22 protein-coding genes are annotated in these 20,325 nt (G+C 31.5%); 2 read left to right on the top strand and 20 right to left on the bottom strand.

The features are described 5' to 3' along the window. Positions 1 to 56: 56 nt before the first annotated feature. The 18 genes from ylqF to pta form a co-directional block, all read right to left on the bottom strand. On the bottom strand, positions 57 to 923 hold the full coding sequence (gene ylqF, locus RSA29_RS10315) for a ribosome biogenesis GTPase YlqF (protein ID WP_346943021.1): 867 nt from the start codon (positions 921 to 923) through the stop codon (positions 57 to 59). 103 nt (positions 924 to 1,026) lie between these two features. Beyond that, entirely contained in the window at positions 1,027 to 1,371 is a 345-nt protein-coding gene (rplS, locus tag RSA29_RS10310; protein ID WP_346943022.1) for a 50S ribosomal protein L19, read from the bottom strand. A gap of 111 nt (positions 1,372 to 1,482) precedes the next feature. Then, a complete protein-coding gene (gene trmD / locus RSA29_RS10305; RefSeq protein WP_346931819.1) occupies positions 1,483 to 2,208 on the bottom strand; it encodes a tRNA (guanosine(37)-N1)-methyltransferase TrmD in 726 nt (241 codons plus the stop codon). Continuing rightward, the gene (rimM, locus tag RSA29_RS10300; RefSeq protein WP_346931818.1) at positions 2,208 to 2,705 is read right to left on the bottom strand and encodes a ribosome maturation factor RimM; all 498 of its coding nucleotides are present in this window, start codon (positions 2,703 to 2,705) and stop codon (positions 2,208 to 2,210) included. Before rimM ends, trmD begins: the two co-directional genes overlap by 1 nt. Positions 2,706 to 2,807: 102 nt before the next feature. Next, positions 2,808 to 3,035 (bottom strand): KH domain-containing protein, encoded by a 228-nt coding sequence (locus tag RSA29_RS10295; RefSeq protein WP_346931817.1) that lies wholly within the window; start codon positions 3,033 to 3,035, stop codon positions 2,808 to 2,810. A gap of 29 nt (positions 3,036 to 3,064) precedes the next feature. Next, positions 3,065 to 3,307: a 30S ribosomal protein S16 gene (rpsP, locus tag RSA29_RS10290; RefSeq protein ID WP_346931816.1), complete on the bottom strand. Its 243-nt coding sequence runs from the start codon at positions 3,305 to 3,307 to the stop codon at positions 3,065 to 3,067. 38 nt (positions 3,308 to 3,345) lie between these two features. Next, the gene (ffh, locus tag RSA29_RS10285) at positions 3,346 to 4,707 is read right to left on the bottom strand and encodes a signal recognition particle protein (RefSeq protein ID WP_346931815.1); all 1,362 of its coding nucleotides are present in this window, start codon (positions 4,705 to 4,707) and stop codon (positions 3,346 to 3,348) included. An 11-nt stretch (positions 4,708 to 4,718) separates the two neighbouring features. Then, entirely contained in the window at positions 4,719 to 5,066 is a 348-nt protein-coding gene (locus RSA29_RS10280; RefSeq protein WP_346943023.1) for a putative DNA-binding protein, read from the bottom strand. Positions 5,067 to 5,151: 85 nt separating this feature from the next. Beyond that, the gene (gene ftsY, locus RSA29_RS10275; protein WP_346931813.1) at positions 5,152 to 6,063 is read right to left on the bottom strand and encodes a signal recognition particle-docking protein FtsY; all 912 of its coding nucleotides are present in this window, start codon (positions 6,061 to 6,063) and stop codon (positions 5,152 to 5,154) included. Between the two features lie 12 nt (positions 6,064 to 6,075). Next, on the bottom strand, positions 6,076 to 9,633 hold the full coding sequence (gene smc / locus RSA29_RS10270) for a chromosome segregation protein SMC (protein ID WP_346943024.1): 3,558 nt from the start codon (positions 9,631 to 9,633) through the stop codon (positions 6,076 to 6,078). 151 nt (positions 9,634 to 9,784) lie between these two features. Continuing rightward, positions 9,785 to 10,873 carry a radical SAM protein gene (locus RSA29_RS10265; RefSeq protein WP_346943025.1) on the bottom strand — a complete coding sequence of 363 codons (1,089 nt, stop codon included), beginning with the start codon at positions 10,871 to 10,873 and terminating at the stop codon, positions 9,785 to 9,787. Then, the gene (gene rnc, locus RSA29_RS10260) at positions 10,866 to 11,564 is read right to left on the bottom strand and encodes a ribonuclease III (protein ID WP_346931810.1); all 699 of its coding nucleotides are present in this window, start codon (positions 11,562 to 11,564) and stop codon (positions 10,866 to 10,868) included. The genes RSA29_RS10265 and rnc overlap by 8 nt, the downstream gene beginning before the upstream one ends. Before the next feature lie 181 nt (positions 11,565 to 11,745). Continuing rightward, on the bottom strand, positions 11,746 to 11,976 hold the full coding sequence (acpP, locus tag RSA29_RS10255; protein WP_346931809.1) for an acyl carrier protein: 231 nt from the start codon (positions 11,974 to 11,976) through the stop codon (positions 11,746 to 11,748). Between the two features lie 138 nt (positions 11,977 to 12,114). Then, complete coding sequence (gene plsX, locus RSA29_RS10250; RefSeq protein ID WP_346931808.1) at positions 12,115 to 13,107, bottom strand: phosphate acyltransferase PlsX; 993 nt, start codon at positions 13,105 to 13,107, stop codon at positions 12,115 to 12,117. 240 nt (positions 13,108 to 13,347) lie between these two features. Beyond that, on the bottom strand, positions 13,348 to 13,530 hold the full coding sequence (gene rpmF / locus RSA29_RS10245; RefSeq protein ID WP_346931807.1) for a 50S ribosomal protein L32: 183 nt from the start codon (positions 13,528 to 13,530) through the stop codon (positions 13,348 to 13,350). A gap of 2 nt (positions 13,531 to 13,532) precedes the next feature. Then, positions 13,533 to 14,036: a DUF177 domain-containing protein gene (locus RSA29_RS10240; protein ID WP_346943026.1), complete on the bottom strand. Its 504-nt coding sequence runs from the start codon at positions 14,034 to 14,036 to the stop codon at positions 13,533 to 13,535. A gap of 246 nt (positions 14,037 to 14,282) precedes the next feature. Continuing rightward, positions 14,283 to 15,479, bottom strand: coding sequence for an acetate kinase (locus RSA29_RS10235; RefSeq protein WP_346943027.1), 1,197 nt, complete (start codon positions 15,477 to 15,479; stop codon positions 14,283 to 14,285). An 88-nt stretch (positions 15,480 to 15,567) separates the two neighbouring features. Further along, positions 15,568 to 16,569 (bottom strand): phosphate acetyltransferase, encoded by a 1,002-nt coding sequence (gene pta / locus RSA29_RS10230; protein ID WP_346943028.1) that lies wholly within the window; start codon positions 16,567 to 16,569, stop codon positions 15,568 to 15,570. Between the two features lie 184 nt (positions 16,570 to 16,753). Between pta and RSA29_RS10225 the strand changes: the two genes are divergently transcribed. Together RSA29_RS10225 and ylbJ are read left to right on the top strand one after the other, a co-directional pair. Next, positions 16,754 to 17,974 (top strand): nucleotidyltransferase, encoded by a 1,221-nt coding sequence (locus RSA29_RS10225; RefSeq protein WP_346943029.1) that lies wholly within the window; start codon positions 16,754 to 16,756, stop codon positions 17,972 to 17,974. A 126-nt stretch (positions 17,975 to 18,100) separates the two neighbouring features. Then, positions 18,101 to 19,294 (top strand): sporulation integral membrane protein YlbJ, encoded by a 1,194-nt coding sequence (gene ylbJ, locus RSA29_RS10220; RefSeq protein WP_346931802.1) that lies wholly within the window; start codon positions 18,101 to 18,103, stop codon positions 19,292 to 19,294. Here the strand turns inward: ylbJ and RSA29_RS10215 are convergent. Then, positions 19,280 to 19,831, bottom strand: a complete 552-nt coding sequence (locus tag RSA29_RS10215; protein WP_346943030.1) for an HrpE/YscL family type III secretion apparatus protein — start codon at positions 19,829 to 19,831, stop codon at positions 19,280 to 19,282. The genes ylbJ and RSA29_RS10215 overlap by 15 nt on opposite strands. Then, positions 19,828 to 20,325, bottom strand: a complete 498-nt coding sequence (gene coaD, locus RSA29_RS10210; protein ID WP_346943031.1) for a pantetheine-phosphate adenylyltransferase — start codon at positions 20,323 to 20,325, stop codon at positions 19,828 to 19,830. The genes RSA29_RS10215 and coaD overlap by 4 nt, the downstream gene beginning before the upstream one ends.

Below are 20,325 nucleotides of genomic sequence, written 5' to 3'. Positions count from 1 at the left end.
TTACTGAAGACTTTATGTCATTGAATCTCATAGTCTTTATTTCTTCTAAAAACACTTTACTCTTCATTCTCCTTTTTGGTATTAGGTGCCTCTAATGATATAGGCCCTAATTTTCCACCCCTAAATTCATCTAACAACATCACTGCTATCCTATTATAGTCTATGTTCCCACCAGCGATTATAGCCCCCCTCTTCTTTGCAATATTATCCATATTCACAAGAGGGTTTTCATCTAACTCATTAAGTTTGTATCTTTCCTTTAACCTATTTCCATTACTAATTTGAAGACGTTCTATAAGCTTTAATGCAAGCTCTTCAATATCCATGATTTCATCTTTTATAGCTCCTGTAAATGCTAAGTTAAGTCCAACTTCTTCATCCTCAAATTTAGGCCATAAAACTCCTGGAGTATCCATTAATTCTATTCCCATTTTTGTCTTAATCCATTGTTTACTCTTAGTAACTCCAGGTCTATCTCCAGTTTTAGCTATATTATTCTTAGCCATTCTATTTATGAATGTAGATTTTCCTACGTTAGGTATTCCAACTACCATTACTCTGGTAATAATATTTACAAGCCCCTTACTTTTCATTCTATCATGCTTTACTTTTAGCAATTCATCTAATGTTGGTTTTATTTTATTAAGACCAACTCCTGTAAGACAGTTAACTGATAGAACTCTCGTACTTTCATTAGATAATTCTTTTACCCATCTTTTAGTTACATTACTATCACTAAGATCACTTTTATTGAACAATATTATTCTTGGCTTTTCACTACAGATATCAACAATATCCGGATTTGAGCTTGAATATGCTATTCTCGCATCTCTAATCTCTATTACTGCATCTACTAGTTTTAAATTTTCTTTTATTTCTCTACGAGTTTTAGCCATATGTCCTGGAAACCAGTTTATACTCATTTATTTCTCACTCCTTTTAATTTACATATAAAATCCTAATATACTTTATATATTTAAATATGTTCTTTATAACAAAAAAAGGGACTTAAACAGCCCCATTTTCTTACATTCTCTCTTTAACTTTAGCAGCTTTACCTACTCTGTCTCTTAAGTAGAATAATTTAGCTCTTCTAACTTTTCCTTTTCTTACTACCTCTATTTTTTCTATAACAGGTGTATTGATTGGGAAAGTTTTTTCAACTCCAACGCCTGATGCAAATCTTCTTACAGTGAAAGTTTCTCTAGATCCACCATTTTGTCTCTTAAGAACTGTTCCTTCGAAAATTTGAACTCTCTCTTTAGCGCCTTCTTTGATTTTGATATGAACCTTAACTGTATCCCCTACATTGAAAGGAGTTAAATCAGTTCTTAACTGTTCAGCTTCTATTTCTCTTATTATATCTAACATGTGCATTCCCTCCTAAATTTTATTACGACGTTCTTAACCACAATGAGTGACAGAGGACCGCCTGTACTAGCACGAATCTCATTCTACCACACATAATCAAATTGTGCAATATTATTTATCTCTTTTATAATAGTTCTCTAATAACTTTTTATCTTCCTTTGTTAGTTCTATGGTTTTATACATATCTTTTCTTCGCTCTTTTGTAATCACCAAAGATTTCACTCTTCTCCATTTCCTAACATTTTCATGATGACCTGAAATCAAAACCTGTGGTACCTCATCACCTTCAAATGAAAACGGCCTGGTATAATGAGGATATTCCAAAAGCCCATCATAAAATGACTCTTCTTCAAAGCTTTCGTCACAGGATAATACACCAGGAATCATTCTTGAAATACTATCTACTACCGGTATACAAGCCATTTCCCCACCTGTTAGCACAAAATCTCCTAATGATATTTCCATATCAATATACTTATATACTCTCTCATCAATACCTTCATAATGACCACATATAAATACCAATTCTTTTTCCTTAGATAACTCCTTACACATCTGCTGATTAATTGTTTTTCCTCTAGGTCCTAAGAAAATAACTTTCCCTGAATTAGTTTCCTTTATATGCTTTATAGCATTTACTATTGGCTCCGGAGTCATAACCATTCCAGCGCCACCGCCATAAGGGTAATCATCCACTTTTTTATGTTTATTAGTTGAAAAATCTCTTATATTTGTTGCCTTTATTGACAATATACCCTTCTCAATAGCATTCCCTATAATACTATGATTAAATATATTAAACATTTCTGGAAACAATGTTAAAATGTCTATATTCATTACTCAGACCATACCTTCACAGGTTTTATTACTATTTTATTATTTTCTATATCAACTTCTTCTACAATATCTTTTAAAGCTGGTATTAATACATCTTTCTTACCTTCTTCTTTAACCCAATACACATCATTGCTACCAGTTTCAATTACTTCGTACACCTTACCCAAAGCTTCTCCATCAGTATCATATACATAACAATCCATAAGATCTGCAATATAATAACTATCTTTCGGTAATTTTATAGCATTTTCTCTTTTAACTTCCAAATATTTATTTCTATACTCTTCTGCTTGCTCTATTGAATCTATTCCTTCTATTTTCAAAATTGCTCTGTCCTTTTGAAGTTTAACAGATGTAATTTTTATTTCCACTCCATCTATGTACACTTTGTCTAAGGTTTTAAATCTCTCTAAACTATCCGTTAATGAACTTACCTTAACTTCGCCTCTAACTCCGTGAGGTTTAGTTATTTGACCAACACTCATTAATTCCTTCATACTATTTCTCCTTTTATCTAATTATTATTAACCACAAATTTATTTATATAACACTTACTAGTTATTTTTTGTATGAAAATAAGAGTTAGGATTACCTAACTCTTATATTATCTCAACAACAACTCTTTTATTTTCTTTAATCGCTGCTGCTTTAACAACAGTTCTAATAGACTTAGCTATTCTTCCCTGTTTTCCAATTACTTTCCCCATATCTTCTTGAGCAACTTTTAATTCTAAAATTATAGATTGCTCTCCAACAATTTCATTTACTGTGACAGCCTCTGGGCTGTCAACTAATGATTTTGCAATGATTACAAGTAATTCTTTCATGGATTGCGCCTCCAATCAATTAAACTTTCCTATTTTATTCCTGCATTAGTGAAAAGTCTTTTAACTGTTTCTGTTGGTTGAGCTCCATTTTGTATCCATTTAACTGCCTTCTCTTCATCGATCTTTACAGTTATTGGCTCTGTAGTTGGGTTGTAGTATCCAATTTCTTCAACAAATCTTCCATCTCTTGGAGATCTTGAATCAGCAACAACTATTCTGTAGAAAGGAGCTTTCTTAGCACCCATTCTTCTTAATCTGATTTTAACTGCCATTGTATTTCACCTCCTTCAAAGGATTAAATATATCAAAGCTAGAATGGTAATTTTCCGAATAAACCCTTCTTACCAAGTTTACCCATTTTTCCACCCATGCCTTTCATCTGCTTCATCATTTTTTTCATCGCTTCAAAATCTTTTAAAACCTTGTTTACTGCTTGAATAGTACTTCCTGAACCGTCAGCTATCCGCTTCTTCCTAGAAGGAGAATTTGAAACTAAATTCGGATTTTTTCTCTCTTTAGCAGTCATGGATTTAATTATTGCTTCCATTTTCCCCATAGTTTTCTCACCTTGTGAAAAATCTACACCCTTTAACTCCTTAGAGTTAAATCCAGGAATCATTTCTACAAGCTTACCCATAGGTCCTAAGTTTTTCATTTGGTTCATAGTTTCTAAAAAATCCTCAAGATTAAATTCTTGATTCATCATTCTGTTACCAAGCTCTGTAGCTTTTTTTTCATCTATAGCTGATTGTGCTTTTTCTATTAGTGAAAGTACATCTCCCATACCAAGTATTCTTGATGCCATTCTTTCAGGATGAAAAACTTCCAAGTCAGTCATTTTCTCACCAATACCAGCATATTTAATAGGCTTATCAGTTATCGCTTTAATGGATAAAGCTGCTCCACCCCTAGTATCACCGTCTAACTTAGTAATTATAACACCTGTAATATCTAATGTTTTATTAAAGGTCTCTGCTACATTAACTGCATCTTGACCCGTCATCGCATCTACAACCAACAATATCTCTGATGGATTTATTGAAGTTTTAATATCTTCAAGCTCACCCATTAGTGTTTCATCTATGTGTAATCTACCTGCTGTATCCACTATAACCACATTTGAACCAATACTTTTAGCATGTTCAACTGAAGCCTTTGCAATATCAACTGGATTGCTCTTATCTCCCATTGTAAATACTGGAACATCTATAGATTTTCCAACTACCTGCAACTGTTTTATAGCCGCTGGCCTATATACATCACAAGCTACTAAAAGTGGTTTTTTATTGCTTTTTCTCAGATTAAGCGCAAGTTTTCCTGCCATGGTAGTTTTACCTGCCCCTTGCAGTCCAACTAGCATTATCATAGTTATTCCGTTATTTACGAAGTCAAGTTTCTTCTCCGTGGTACCCATCAGTGAAGTTAATTCATCATTAACTATTTTAACAACTTGTTGTCCTGGGGTTAAACTTTCCATAACTTCATCCCCAAGGCATTTTTCACTAACTGATTTCACAAAATCCTTAACAACCTTATAATTTACGTCAGCTTCTAAAAGAGCAAGTTTTACCTCTCTCATAGCTTCTTTGATATCTTTCTCTGAAAGTTTGCCTTTACCTTTAAGCTTTTTAATGGTTTCTTGCAATTTAGAAGATAGTCCTTCAAAAGCCATATGAAAACCTCCTATACATTCTCTATTATATCTTCAATTATATACTCTATTGTTTCTTTCTCGTTCTTTTCTGAAACAATACTTTGTAATTGTTGTAATTTGTTAATAATTTTTGTCTTAGAGTTTTCTATAGTTAAGGTTTTTTCCATTAAGTTAAGTTTTTTCTCATACTCTTCTAAAAGGTGGTTGCATCTTTTAATTAAGTCATGAATTGCTTGCCTACTTGTGTTATTAATCTCAGATATCTCTGATAGAGATAAGTCTTTATTATAATATAAATCCATAATATCTCTTTGTTTATCAGTAAGCAATAAATTGTAATAATCTAATAAAACCGATATTTCAACTCTTTTTTCCATATAATCACCTAACTCACAAAAACTATATTAACAAATTAATTGCTAGGTGTCAAGTATTTTTACTTAACACCTTAATAACATTTTATTAAAATAATGCTTCAACAAATTCTTTTGAATTAAATTCCTGTAAATCATCTATCCCTTCACCTACTCCAATATATCTAACTGGTATATTTAAGCTATGCTTTATAGATATTACTATTCCACCCTTAGCCGTACCATCCAATTTCGTCAGAATTATTCCGTCAATAGGGCATACCTCCATAAATTGCTTTGCTTGAATAACTGCATTCTGGCCAGTAGTTGCATCTAGAACTAATAATGTCTCTTTTCTAGCCTCACTATATTCTCTATCGATTATTCTATTTATCTTACCAAGTTCATCCATAAGATTTTTTTTATTATGAAGCCTTCCTGCCGTATCACAAATTAACACGTCTGTCTTTCTAGCCTTTGCTGCTTGAACTGCATCAAAAACAACCGCCGCTGGATCCGATCCCTCTTGATGTTTAATTAAATCTACATTAGCTCTTTTACTCCATATTTCTAATTGATCAATTGCCGCTGCCCTAAATGTATCTCCAGCGGCAAGCAACACCTTGTAATTTTTGCTTTTAATCCTTGCTGCCATCTTTCCAATAGACGTAGTTTTACCAACCCCATTAACTCCAATTATAAGCCTTACCTCTGGTACACTCTCCGGAACTATTGAACTCTCATAGTCCCCAAGCATATCCATTATTATAACCTTCATTGCTGGATATATTTCTTGTGGGTCATTAATTCTTTCCGATATAACTTTTTTCTTTAATTTCTCAATAATTTCCACTGAAGTTTCCACTCCAATATCGCTAGTTATAAGAATTTCTTCTAATTCCTCATATAAATCATCGTCTATTGTAACCGCAAGCTTTAAAACCTGTGTCACTGCATCATTTATAGTATTTCTAGTTTTTGCAAGTCCCTGTTTTAACTTATCAAAAAATCCTCCAAACATTTATACCCCTCCTTATGATTTTGTAAATTCTAATGACACTACCTTAGATACCCCTTTTTCTTCCATCGTAACTCCATAAATCATGTCACTAGTTTCCATAGTTCCCTTCCTATGAGTTATTACTATGAATTGTATGTGCTTAGAAAACATCTTTAAAAATTCCCCATACCTAAGTACATTGGCATCATCTAGGGCTGCTTCAATCTCATCTAATATACAGAATGGTGTAGGCTTCATCTTTAAAATAGCAAATAATAATGCTATGGCAGATAGCACCTTCTCTCCACCCGAAAGAAGATTTATGTTTTGTAATTTCTTTCCTGGTGGCTCTACATCTATTTCTATTTTACAGGTTAATTCATCATCACCTTGAAGTGTTAAATCTGCACTTCCACCTTTAAATAACTCTTTAAAAGTTTCATTAAAATAAATTCTAAGTTGCTTAAAATTGCTCATAAATACACTTTTCATCTTATCTGTTATTTCCCCTATAAATATAACAATTTCTTCTTTTGATTGAACTAAATCTTCTCTTTGTTCATTCATAAACATGTACTTTTCGTTAACCTCTTTAAATTCTTCTATAGCACCTAGATTAACTAATCCTAAATCACTTATCTGTTTTCTTAAAATTATCACTTCATTTTTAAGTATGTTTATATCATATCCCTCAATTTTAAAAGTTAATCCTTCTGCAAATGTAAGATTATATTCTTCATTAAGTTTCTTCAATAAACTCTCTTCTTCAGATTCAATTTTAGCCAAAGATATTTCATTTCTATGGATTTCCTTTTCTAGTTTATCCAATTGCAGATTAATATCCTCAATTTTTGAAGTTATAACTGGGATTTTACCTTTTATTCTTATTCTTTCAACTTCTGATTTCTTAAAGTACTCCTCTAACTCGTTAATCAATACTATTATAGATTTAACATCATCACTACTGTTGTTTATCTTCAATTCATATTCTTGTTTTTCTAATATAGATTTTTCAATAGCCTCTAAGTTATCACTAATTACTTTCTTTTCAAATACTATACCCCGTTTAACTCTTTCAAGCTCTGTACTATTGCTACTGATCATCTCCATAATCTTAGCCTTGCTTATTCTTATAGTAGTTAATTCTTCTTTTAACTTATCCACATAAATATTTTTATCCTTAGTCTTTGAACTAAATTCCTCAAACTCATTTAGAACCATTAATACATTTTCATTTAGCTTTTCAATTTCGGTGTTTATATTAATAAGTTTCGATTTAAATATTTTGATCTTATCATTTTCTTTCGCTAATGATTCACTGGCTCTTTCTACTTCTTTTTTATTTCTCTCTTCTTCCTCTATAACCTTTGAAATTTCTCCCCGTATTTTTGTTATGTTAATATTTTGAGAATGTATTTCATCTCTAAGATTCAATCCCTCATCATCTAACCTCTTGATAACCTGATTCAAATCATTTATTTCCTTGTTTTTCTCTTCAACAATTAGGTGGCTTTTTTCAATAGTTTCAGTCAATTCCTGTATTTCTCTTTTTCGCCCAATTACATTAGCATTTTTAGAATAACTACCACCAGTTAATGATCCCCCTGGATTAAAAACCTCACCATCCAAGGTAACAATTCTATATTTATGTCCACTAATTTTGGATATGTGTAATCCATCGTCCATAGTTCCACATATAAGAGTTTTGCCAAGCACCTGATCTACAATACCTTTAAATTTACCATCGAACTGTATAAGTTCACTTGCTATACCTATATACCCCTTAGATTCTATTATAGATTTATCAACAGCTACATTCTTACCCTTAACAATATTAATAGGCATGAAGGTTGCCCTTCCTATTTTACTGGTTTTTAAATAATTAATTAAATTCTTAGCGATAGTTTCATCTTTAGTTACAATGTTAGATATACTGGCTCCCATAGCAATTTCTATTGCTTTTTCAACAGTCACCGGAACCTTAATTATATCTCCTAACACATAACAATCTGAATTTATTTTATAAATCTTACTATCAGATATATATTGCATAAGTAACTTTACTGATTTATTGTACCCCTCATAGGACTTTTCTAAAGTTACTAAAGCATTTAGTCTAGCTTCCTTATTTCCTTGAATTCTTACTATATCCTTTAGGTTTCTTTCTAAAACTTCAGCATCATGTTTATTCTTAGTGAATTTTTTCCTATTACTTTTAACAGCCTCTTCATAGGTTAATATATTTTTTATGGTAGTTTTCTCTTCTTCTAACAGACCATCTTTTGTTTTGCCATTTATAATTATTGAATTATTATAAGTTTGAACATCTAAAATTAAATTTTCTATACTTTCATCACTCAACTCAATATTGTTATTTAAAATACTCATTTCACTGGTTTTTGAATTTATCTGACTATGATTTTTAAATTTTAATTCCTCTAATTCCTTCAACTTAATATTATAATCTAAAACACTTTTAAGTATTTGGGATACTTCCTCATCCTTAATGACAATCTTTTTGTTCATTTCTTCTTCTTCAGTTTTCATTAAAGAAATTGTTTTTATCCTCTTATATATATTTTCTTCTTCTTTTTTTATGGCTTCTGTTTTTATTAAAACTTCTTTCTTCAATCTATTTATAGTTTCATCTAAATAGCCTATTTTTTCTTCAAATCGCTTCACTTCTCCAAGTACATGTTGCTGCTTACTTTGATTTTCATAATAATTTTTTCTTTTTTCTTCTACAATCTCATTAAAGGATTCTAGCTCTTTATTATTTTCTTCCAAAGTAAATTTAAAACCTTGTTTTTCATTTTCAAGGTTTTGTCTAAATGTTTTAATTCCTTCATTGCTATTATTAATTTTATCTATATTAAACTTTGTTTTTTCCAAAAAGTCTATTATTATATTAACTTCTTTTACTTTTATTTCTTCAGATGCTTTTAAAAACACCTTAGCCTTTTCACAATCTGACTCCAAGTCTGGCAATCGTTCTTCATAGGTTGAAATAATATCATTTATCCTAATAAGGTTTTGCTCTGTATTTTCAAGCCTCTTCTCAGCCTCTTCTTTTCTATTTTTATATTTCACAATACCAGCAGCTTCTTCTAACAACTTTCTTCTATCTTCAGATTTAGCGCTTAAGATAGCATCAATTTTCCCCTGTCCTATAATTGAATATCCCTCTTTACCAATACCAGTGTCCATAAACAAAGCTTGTACATCTTTTAATCTGCACACTGTATTATTAATCAAATATTCACTATCTCCGGATCTATACAGCCTTCTAGCAACAGTTACTTGCGAGTAGGCTATATCTAATTCTGAATCACTGTTGTCGAGTGTCAATGCTACTTGAGCAAGCCCTACAGCCTTTCGATATTGGGTACCTGCAAAGATAACATCTTCCATTTTATCCCCTCTAAGGTTTTTAATGCTCTGTTCCCCCAAAACCCATCTTACTGCATCTGAAATATTACTTTTCCCACTACCATTTGGTCCAACTACCACCGTTACCCCTTGTTTAAAGGTTAAATCTGTCTTATCTGCAAAGGATTTAAATCCCCTTATTTCAATAGATTTTAAGAACATTTATTCACTCCCCTAATACCCTAAAACAATTGGTAAAATAAACATTAAAACTAGCATTAAACACACACCCATCATGATAATTCTAGTATACTTTTCTCTTTTTTGTTTATTCATTCTCATAAAATCACTCCTTAGTTAATCATATTTTGCATTACCTATTATAAACGCTTTTCAAATAATCCTTTTGATTTATTATATCTAATTTTCCATTATTATAAAACCCTAGAGTCCCTTTTTCTAAATCATAACTTTGAAGAACCACTAATTTTTCAACTTGTATCCTTCTTAATAATTCATTAAAATATTCTTTTTTGTTAGCATATAGCTTTGATATATCTTTTGGATTAATATAAATATTCGAAGGTACTTCGTTCTTGTCCTTTATATATTCATAAATAATATCACAATATATACTACCTTCAACTAACTCTCTATAAGCCGGGTGAAATGGTCCATCTACAATGTCTCCACCATCATTAATTTCTTCTGTAGGCTGCAGACCTATTCTTATAACATTTATACCACTACTTTCTAGCATACCATAAACAACTTTACTTATATCTACTGATTCTTTTAAGCTATAAGGTTTATATTTGCCTTCCAGCAAAAGTTTCTCCATTGGTGTATCTTTTATTACTAGCGATGGATAAATCCTACATATAGAAGGTTTCATCTCTATACTTTTCTTTGTAGTAGCTATATCCCTCTCCTTAGTGTCACCTGGCAGTCCCAACATTATCTGATGACCTAATGTGAAGCCATATTCATTTATAAGCCTTGAAGCCTCCTCTACATGCTTAGCAGTGTGTCCTCTTCCAGATTTATATAACACCTCTTCATCTAATGATTGTACTCCTAATTCAATGATATCTACTCCAAAGTTTTTAAGATGTATTAATATTTCATCATTTATATAGTCTGGCCTAGTAGATAGTCTAATAAATTTAATCTTTCCAGCATTTTTATACTCCCGAGCAACCCCCAATAGTTCTCTTTGCTTACACATATTAATTCCTGTGAATGTACCCCCAAAGAATGATACTTCAATTATTGCTTCACTATTATTAATAGTTTCAAGGTACTCATCTATAGTTTCCTTCACAAACACTGCATCAACATTCCCTGTACTTCCTTGAATCCCTGCATCTCCTGTAATGCTATCTTGATTACAAAACACACAGGTATGAGGACATCCTATATGTGGTACAAATATAGGTATTATATAATGCTTATTACTCACTTATATCACCTCTACTTATCAACACCTTCTTAGCAGCCATCTGCTGTGCTTCTTTCTTATTGTACCCTGTACCGCTACCTTCCGACTTTCCATTGATCACAACTTCCACAAAAAATTCTCTTCTATGTGGCGGACCTTCAAACTTAATTAGATCATAAGAAATATTTACATCTCCATTCTTTTGGAGTATTTCCTGAAGTTTAGTTTTATAATCTAAAATTATCTGATTTTCAACCGCTTTCTCAATTGTCGCATTAAAGTTTCTTAATACAAATATTTTTACAGCTTCAATTCCTTGATCTAAATATATAGCAGCAATTATAGCCTCTACCGCATCTGCTAAAATGGATACTCTAGCTCGCCCACCCGTTAGCTCTTCACCCTTGCTCATGTAAAGATATTTGCCTAGATTCCATGATTTAGCTATTTCAAACAATGAATTTTCACATACAATAAATGATCTTATTTTAGTTAAATATCCCTCAGTCTCAGCTGTATGATTTATAAATAGATACTCTGATATTATAAGTTCAAGAACCGTATCTCCCAAAAACTCTAATCTTTCGTTAAACGTAGCATTTCTTTCATTAGCATAAGAACTATGTGTTATTGCTGTCTGTAATAACGATAACTTCTTAAATTCAATCCCTAGTCTCTCTTTTAATTCTATTGTGTTGTTTAATATTTTCATCCTTATCCCTCTCTCTCAGAGGTTTATTCTTCAATTTACACGATGACCATCACTTTGATACCCCTTATATTTTCATATTCAGGAACCACTTATGATGCTGTCAAATATAGGTATATCCTATACAAATAGATTCAAGAATAAACCTAAAAATAAGGTTCCGCATTACTACGGAACCCGATCATTAATCCTCTACTCTTGTTTTAATATAGTCAACCACATCGCCTACTGTAGTTATTTTTTCTGCATCTTCATCTGGAATTTCTATATCAAATTCCTCTTCAAGAGCCATAATAAGTTCTACAATATCTAATGAATCTGCACCTAAATCATCAACAAAGCCTGCTTCCATTGTTATCTCATCTTCATCTATGCTTAGTTGCTCCGCTATTTTTGCTTTTACCTTTTCAAACATTTTTACTTACCTCCTAAAATTTGAATATAATATCATTATTAATATAATATCATATTAGATAATAATCAACTATTTATTTATAAATACTATAATATAATATACTAACTTTGTATACTTTTATTCATGAATTCATGAACTTTATTTTTCATCTTGAAAAGCAATTTTAACTTTTTCTAAAACTTTAGTATCATAATATGTTTTTGAAAGTCTAATTGCATTCTTAATAGCCTTCCCATCCGAGCTACCATGAGCCTTTATACATATACCGTTAACTCCCAAAAATGCAGCTCCACCATATTCTTTGTAATCGTAGTGCTTTTTAAACCTGCTAAAAACTGGTTTTAATAAAAGTCCACCTATTTTAGTTCTTGTAGAACTCATTATCTCTTCTTTCAATTCATTTAAAATAGTACTAGCAACACCTTCGTACATTTTTAAAACTGTGTTTCCAACAAACCCGTCACAAACAAGAATATTAACTTCACCTTTTGGTATCTCTCTCGGCTCTACATTCCCAACAAAATTAATATCCTCTTCTTTTAAAAGTTTATGGGCCTCTTTCGTAAGTTCATTTCCTTTTTCTTCTTCTGCCCCTATATTAATAAGCCCTACAGTGGGGTTATTAACACCTAACACATTCTCAAAATAAACTTTACCCATTTGCGCAAATTGAGTTAAATAATGTGGTTTACAATCTGCATTTGCCCCTACATCTATTATCATAAAAGGACCATTTTTCCCAGGCATCACTGGAGCTAATGCCGGTCTATTTATCCCCTTAATTCTTTTCACAATTAGTGTACATCCAGCTAAAAACGCACCTGTACTTCCTGCCGACACAATCGCATCTGCCTCATTTGCTTTTACCAATTCTAAAGCTCTTACAAGCGAAGAATCCTTTTTAGTTTTCAATGCCTTAACAGGAGTTTCATTAGTTGAAATGACTTCTCTGGCATCTAAAATAGTTATCTTTTCCTTATCATATTCATATTTTTGTAACTCTACTCTTATAAGTTCTTCTTTTCCAGTTATTATTATATCTATATCATATTCCTTCTGTGCTAAAACACACCCTTCAACTATAGCTGCTGGTGAATTATCTCCGCCCATTCCATCTACTACAACTTTCATATTAAACCCTCTCACTATCATCTATATTTAATATAACAGAGTTCTTATCTTTCACAGGAGCATTTACCCCTCGAAAACAGAACTAATTATCCAGAGACAACTTAGCCTCAATACATCTACCATAGATTACTATTAGATGTTAATGATTAGTCTATGAATAAAATATTTAAGTTTATTATATATTCTTTTTAAATAAAATTCCACATAAAAAAACAAAAGAAAGTCTAATGACTTTCTTTTTTACTCTTCAGTTGAAATAACTTCTCTATTTTTGTAGTAACCACAGTTCTTACATACTCTATGAGCAAGTTTCATATCATGGCACTGAGGGCATTCAACTATTCCTGGTAAACCAAGTTTAAAAGTTGAAGCTCTTCTTCTATCTCTTCTGCCTTTTGAAAATTTTCTAGCTGGATTTCCCATTATTACACCTCCTTATAGTCAGAAAACATTTTTGTTAGCTTTTCTAGTCTAGGGTCCACATATAAATCAGCACAAGAACATTGTCCAAGATTTAAATCTTTACCACATGTCTGGCATAAGCCTTTGCAATTATCCTTACACAACCTTTTTACAGGCAATTCAAGCATAATACTGTTTTCAATAATTTCATACATATCTATATTATCAGCTTGGATTGAGATAATCTCACAATCTTCAGTGTTTGATAATTCTTCCTCAATATGAATATTAATCTTATAAGGAAAAACCTTCATACATCTAGAACAGTTTAACAATACCTCAGTATCTACATCGCCAATAAGTTCTAGTACCCCTCTTTTACGACGTAAAAAACCGTCAAACTTAATAGGTTCGGAGTACGCAACTATCTCACCACCATCGAAAAAGTTATCTCTTTCAAGTTGTATATTGATATCTTTTTTTTCATAGCTTTTGTCATTTAATTCATTTATATCTATAATCATCATAACGGCTCTAAAAAAACATTCAATCTATGTTTTCCCTCATATAACCAATAATTAAACTAGTTATATATAATGCAAATTGCATAGCTTGAGCAAAGCTCCAACGCCCCTCCTTAAGTTAATTAAATGTATCATTCAAACACAAGTTATTATATAAATTATACAGCTAAAAGTCAAGGCAATTTATACATGTATATTTTTTCCTTATGTAGAAGCGTTGAAATCATTAGATTTTATATATATTTATAATTATTTTGAAGTAAGTTCTTTAGTATCTCTTGCTATTACTAATTCTTCATTAGTAGGTATAACAAATACTTTTACTTTAGCTCCATCTTTACTTATTTCTGTAGACTTTCCTCTTACATTATTCTTAACTTCATCGATTTCGATTCCTAAGAACTCTAAGCCTTTGCATATGTCTACTCTAGTTCCTATAGCATTTTCTCCAAGACCAGCTGTAAATACTACTGCATCTACGCCGCCCATAGCCGCTGCATAAGCACCTATCATCTCTCTTACTCTGTAATTATATACGTCTAAAGCAAGTATAGCTCTTTCATTTCCTTCTCCAGCTGCATCTTCTATATCTCTGAAATCACTACTTACTCCTGATAATCCAAGAACTCCTGATTCTTTGTTCATTAGATTGTCAACTTCTTTAGCTGTCATGTTACACTCATTAATTAAGAATGTAGCTATAGCAGGATCAATATTTCCACATCTTGTTCCCATAGCTATTCCTTCAAGTGGAGTGAATCCCATACTTGTATCTACACAATGTCCATCTTTTATTGCAGCTAAACTAGCTCCATTCCCAAGGTGACAAGTTATGATTTTAACGTCTTTAATATCTTTCCCTAACATTTTAGCACATTCAGCTGACACAAATTTGTGTGATGTACCGTGGAAACCATATTTTCTTATACCATGTTTTTCATATAACTCATATGGTAGTGGATACATATATGCTGTTTTAGGCATAGTTTGGTGGAAAGCTGTATCAAATACTGCAACCATTGGAGTATTTGGCATTAAACTCTTACAAGCGTTAATTCCGATTATGTTTGCTGGGTTATGAAGTGGTGCAAGTTTTACACATTCTTCCAAACTAGCCATAACTTCATCATTTATTACTACTGACTCTGAATATTTTTCTCCACCGTGAACAACTCTGTGTCCTACTGATGATATCTCATCCATAGATGCTATAACACCATGTGTTCCATCAACTAATGCACCTAAAACTAATTTAATTGCATCTTTATGATCTGCCATTGGCTGCTCTATTATATATTTATCTTTTCCTGGAGCCTTTTGAGTTAATATTGACCCCTCAATTCCAATTCTTTCTACTAATCCTTGTGCTAGACTTTCTTCAGTTTCCATATTGATTAATTGGTACTTTAATGAAGAACTTCCACAGTTTATTACTAATATTTTCATTCTCATTTCCTCCTGACGGTATTGTAATATATTATTCTATTAGATTACCCTATATTGATAATTAAATCAATAACCTGTTTAATGGTATTTATTTGATATTTTGTGCTTGTACTGCTGTAATTGCTACAACATTAACTATATCTTCTACACTACATCCTCTTGAAAGGTCATTTATTGGTTTTGCAAATCCTTGACATACAGGACCTATAGCTTTTGCTCCTGCAAATCTCTGAACTAGCTTATACCCAATGTTTCCAGCTTGTAAATCTGGGAATATTAGAACATTTGCATTTCCTGCTACATCGCTTGTTGGAGCTTTAAGTCTAGCAACGCTCTCTACTATTGCAGCATCAAGCTGTAATTCTCCATCTATTGCAAGGTCTGGTCTTGCCGCTTTTGCAATTTTTGTAGCCTCAACAACTTTATCTACATTTTCATGTTTAGCGCTGCCTGCAGTTGAAAATGATAACATTGCGACTTTAGGGTCAATTCCACATAATACCTTTGCATTTTCTGCTGTACTTATAGCTATAGATGAAAGTTCCTCAGCCGTAGGATTTGGGTTAACTGCACAATCTCCAAACAATAATGTACCATTATCGCCATATGGTGAACTTGGTACTTCCATAACAAAGAAACTTGACACAACTTTTATTCCTGGTGATGTTTTTATTATTTGAAGACCTGGACGTAATAAATCTCCAGTGCTATGTACCGCTCCTGAAACTAAACCATCTGCATCTTCCATTTTAACCATCATAGTTCCAAAATAAACAGGGTCTTTAACTGTTTTTAATGCTTTTTCCTCTGTAACCCCTTTATTTTTTCTTAATTCATAGAATGCATTTGCATATTCCTGAGTTTTTGATGAAGTTTCTGGATCTATTACTTTAATTCCTTCTAAATTCACTCCAAAACTTTTAGCGTTTTCTCTTACCTTAGCTTCATTTCCAACTAATATAACATTTGCAATTTTATTGCTATGAATAATTTCTGAAGCCTTTAAATTTCTTTCCTCTTCCCCTTCTGGAAGTACTATTGTTTTCACATTTCTCTGTGATAATGCCCATATTTTCTCTGTAAAACTCATTTAATCTTACTCCTTTCAGTAAAAAAATCCTAAATATCCCTTACTAATATACCCCTTTTTGTGTATATTTTTCAACCTTTATAGTGAATTTTTTTTATTTAGTATATAATAATGGCTATAATACACTATACTATGTATATTATTCAGTATAAAATCAATTACATTAATATGTGGAGGTAATTAAATGAAAATATCTGGCATTATAGTAGAGTATAATCCATTTCACAACGGACATCTATTTCATATAAATAAAACAAAAGAACTTACTAATAGTGATTTAATTATCGGTGTTATGAGTGGTAACTTTAATCAACGAGGTATCCCTTCTATAGTCGATAAATGGACTAAAACTAAAATGGCCTTAAATAATGGAGTTGATATTGTTTTAGAACTACCAGCGGTATATAGTTTATCTTCTGCTGAATTTTTCTCCTTTGGAGCTGTAAGCCTACTTAATAGTTTAGGCATTGTTGATTCTTTATGCTTTGGAAGTGAAATTGGAGATATTGATCTACTTAATAAAATATCTACCCTCCTTGTAGATGAACCAATTTCATTTCAAAACATTTTAAAATCAGAACTTGATAAGGGTAACCTTTTTCCTAAAGCACGTTCAATGGCTTTAATTCAGTATTTAACTGATAAAACTCCACACAGCGAAGAATACTTAACTGAGCAACTAAATTCAGCAAACAACATCCTTGGTATTGAATATATTAAAAGTCTAAAAAAACTTAATAGCAATATAACTCCTTACACTTTAAAACGGGAGGGTGGTTCTTATAATAGCACAATCCTTAATAATATTTTCTCTAGCGCTACCTCAATAAGAAAAACTCTAAAATCTGAAGCTTCTATTTCAAGCCTTAAAAATCACATTCCAAAAACTGTATATGATGAGTTTACAACTTTGAAAAATGATAATTATACTTTTCCATTTGACAATATGATGTATCCATATATAAAACATAAAGCCTTGACCAGTGTTAAAAATAATTTTGAACTTATACCCGATGCTTCAGAAGGACTTCATAATAAAATACTTAAAAGTCTTGAGAACTCATCTAGTTATGAAGAATGTATATCAATGATAAAGAGCAAGCGTTATACATACACTAGAATTAGTAGAATTCTATGCCAATATTTTTTAGGATTTCAGGAATATGATACATTATCTATGCGAAACTCACCTAGTCCTTATTGTCGCATATTAGGATTTACTAAGCATGGCTCTTCCGCCCTTAAATCAATGAAAACCAACTCTAACATTCCCATCTACTCTAAAATACCTAAAGATTTGAACCCATTTTTAAAACTTGATTTGCAGTGTACCAAGGGCTATAGTATCCTCAACCCATCCATTAGGCCCAATGAAGATTACCTTACAAGTCCTATAATATTTTAATTATTCTTCGAGGCTATTTTACACTATAACATAGCCTCGAAGATTTTATTTAAACCTCTCTTTATTATCATATCTTCCTAAAGATGAAAATATATTTAAATATATCACTTAAGAAGGAATGTTTTAATGAAACTTTTATTATTAATTGTATTAGGCCTAATTGTAATATTAATATATTTTTTATTTCGTAATTCTTCAAAAAATCTGTTATTTACAGCTATCTTATCCTTATTAATTTTCTATATTATACTTAATCCGCAAAACTGTATTTCTTTCACCATAGGCGGAGCAAAGTTGTTTTTCAATTCTGTATTTCCATCTCTTTTCCCATTTTTAGTTATTATAAATTTAATTTTTGCCTTTGGTGGCATAGAAATTTACTCAAAATTTATTGGCAAAATCATTTGTGCTCCTTTAGGTCTTCCTAAGGAATGTAGTGTAGTTCTTCTCGCTAGCATATTCTGTGGTTATCCATTAGGTGCTAGATACGCTTCTGAACTATATGAATTGAAAATAATCAATAAAACAACATTTCAAAGACTTATAAATATAGCAACCAACGGAAGTCCACTATTTATAATAGGTACTGTTGGTACTTCAATGCTTCATAGTACTTTTTTAGGATATATTCTTATCCTTTCAAATTTACTATCCTGTATTATCATGGGACTAATACTACCTGGCCGGTCAAACTCAAAAAAATATGACACATTAAATGCTTCTTTAGCTGTTACCTCTATTAAACCTAACTCACCTAATTTTGGTGTGGCCCTTAAAAATGCACTTGAGGATGCAACTAAAACCTGTCTTTCAATCGGTAGCTTCGTCGTTATATTTTCTGTATTAATAAATATAATAAAAAGCAGTGCTTTGTACAACACTGCTCTTACAACCTTATGTATATCAGGACTAGTTCCATATGACCTTATAGATGGGTTATTTCTTGGCTTTTTAGAAATCACTAACGGCTGCAGTATCTTATCTATAAGCACCCTTAGCTTAAATACTAAAGTTACTTTATGTAGCTTTCTAATAGGGTTCAGCGGATTATCTATAACTTCTCAGGTGTACTCCTTTGTATATAAATATAAAGTCTCAATGAGAAAGTATATAACAACTAAATTCCTTCAAGGTATCATCTGTGCCTCTATAACCTTTTTATTATTAAGTCTACCCTTAGCAAAGATAACTCAAGAAACATTCTTAAACAACCATAGTATATTACCATCTAAAACTGCTCTATTGGTAATACCAATGTTACTTTTCACTTTGCCTGTTATACTAAAAAAATTCAAGAAAATATTATTAAATTTCTCCTAAATCCTTTATATTTTCCCTTACCTTAGATGTAGTGGTAGAAATTTGTTTATACATTTTTATAAGCATTTCTTCCATTTCATCTTGCATAGATTTAAGGGATTCTTCACCTATAATATCTATATCCTTTTGCAAATTGCTTAATGTATTATCTGCATAGTTCATAACACCAAACTTTAACTCTTTTGCTTGTTTCATCGCTTCTGACTTAACTTTCTTGGCCTCACTCTTCGCATTATCTAATATTTCTTGTGCTTCTCGTCTCGCTTCTAGCAATATATCACAATTATCATATTCATCCTGGGCTCTTTTTCTGCTATTCGCTATAATCGCTTCTTCTTCCCTCTTGGCTTCCCCTAAAATAGATTCTTTGCGTTTTATTATATTTTTAGCTTCTTCCAACTCATCAGGTATAAGTCTTCTCATTTCATTCAAAGTCTTTACGATTTCTTTTTTGTTCACTGACACCTTCCCCACTAAATTTTTTGGTGACATCTCTATTGTTTGTTGTAAGTAATCTAATAACTCTAATACTTTCACTTATTTCCCCCCCTAAATTCTTTGGCCTTCTCTCTTATTTCATCTTCTAATTCACTTGGTATTAAACCTTCTAGGTGCCCATTAAATAGTGCTACTTGCTTTATAGCCGTAGAACTAAGGTATGAATATTTTGAATTAGTCATCATAAACATAGTTTCTTTCTTTTTATTTAACTTTTTATTCATTAATGCCATTTGAAATTCATAGTCAAAATCAGACATGGATCTTAAGCCTTTTACAATCACCTCAATATTTTCCTCTTCCATAAAATCTACTAAAAGTCCTGTAAATCTTTTGACTTTCACATTTTTCAGTGGCTTAATTACCCTTTCAATTTGTTCAACCCGTTCTTCAGGATTAAACCAACCTTGCTTGTTTGGATTAACTAATACAGCTACTATTACTTCATCAAAAACAAATGAACATCTTTTTATTATATCTAAATGTCCATTTGTAATGGGATCAAAACTTCCTGGATAAACTGCCTTAATCAT

This window comes from Clostridium sp., assembly GCF_036660475.1.
GTDB lineage: Bacteria > Bacillota > Clostridia > Clostridiales > Clostridiaceae > Clostridium_J.
Note: the sequence above shows the minus strand (reverse complement) of the source record. Positions and strands in the feature narration are given on the sequence as shown.